Origin of the sequence: Barnesiella sp. CU968, from assembly GCF_905219685.1 — a bacterium.
Taxonomy (GTDB): Bacteria; Bacteroidota; Bacteroidia; order Bacteroidales; family Muribaculaceae; genus Lepagella; species Lepagella muris_A.
In genome coordinates this window covers 1-1,187 of sequence record NZ_CAJMXD010000583.1, presented here as the reverse complement: position 1 = coordinate 1,187, position 1,187 = coordinate 1, and the positions used below count along the sequence as shown (strand labels likewise).

Genomic DNA, 1,187 nt, shown 5'->3' with positions numbered 1-1,187 from the left:
TTAACAAAGTTACAGGCAAAAGCGAATCCGCGCCGAACGAAAGCGGAAAAGAGATAAGTCAGGAGGCTGTGCTTCCCCACGACCGCGAACACATAGCGGCTAAAAAGGAAATCAAGACCTACACCTCGGAAGAGATAGCGAAAGGTGTGGTCAAGGGAGACTGGGCGATAGAGAAGGTTTACGGCAAGAATGCCGTAGGCGAGAAAGCTCCTTTCCTCAAGTTCGAGCCTTCGGAAGGACGCGTATACGGCAACAACGGCTGCAATATGCTTAACGGCGGATATAAATATAACGCCGCCGACAGCACGATAACTTTCACAAAGTTGGCGACAACCATGATGATGTGTGCCAAGGAAGGAATAACCGATTATGAGATAAACAGGGCTCTCGATGCGACAAGATTCTACACATGGGAGATCAAGGGCGATGACTACTATCTGTATTTCCTTGACGCAGACAAAAATAAGGTTATGGAACTAATGCATCAGAATTTCGATTTCCTCAACGGGGCGTGGAATGTGACCCGCATCAACGACACCAGGGTCACGAATCCCGATGTGCAGCTCGTGATTGACGTGCCGGAAGGGAAAGTGCACGGCAACACCGGATGCAACATCCTCAACGGATCGCTTGAGACAGACATGGAGGCTGCAAACTCGATTTCATTCAGCTCGATTGCGACAACACGCATGGCATGCCCGCCGGAAAACAATGAGACCGAACTCTTGGTAGCGCTTGAAGAGGCTTCGACCGCGAAACCGATAAGTCCCAAAGAGGTGATACTCCTCAACAGTCAGGGAAAACAGATTCTGCTCCTCACCAGAGCCGCCGACTGACTTGATTTAAGGCAATGATATAATATCAAGACTAATAAAGGGGATTTGAATCAAATCCCCTTTATTCGTCCTCCCAGTCAAGATAAAAATCATCTGCCGTGTAACTCTCCTCTTTGAAACGGGAAAGTTCACGGCTGTCTCTTTTCGTGGGTCGTCCCAGTCCCTTGCGTCTGTCAACAAATCCTGAGATGCGCGTCATCTCGAGCAGCTCATATTGCTCGGGAGCTGTCACATTCTCCAGATATTCGGGCACAAGCTTCGCACCGAGACGGTTGCCTGTAACTTTCAGCACACGGAAAGAATAAGTGATCGGCGGCTTTTTCACATCGATCACGTCACCCTCCTTTATGC

The 1,187-nt window shown here is 49.3% G+C and carries 2 protein-coding genes; one reads left to right on the top strand and one right to left on the bottom strand.

Features of this window, described 5'->3' with window-relative positions; genetic code table 11:
• Window positions 1-836: META domain-containing protein (locus tag JX312_RS13850; RefSeq protein WP_204458507.1), on the top strand; the 836-nt coding region annotated here is incomplete at its 5' end.
• A gap of 61 nt (window positions 837-897) precedes the next feature.
• Here the strand turns inward: JX312_RS13850 and JX312_RS13845 are convergent.
• Window positions 898-1,187 (bottom strand): RNA-binding S4 domain-containing protein (locus JX312_RS13845; protein ID WP_204458505.1); only part of this gene is annotated, 290 nt, incomplete at its 5' end.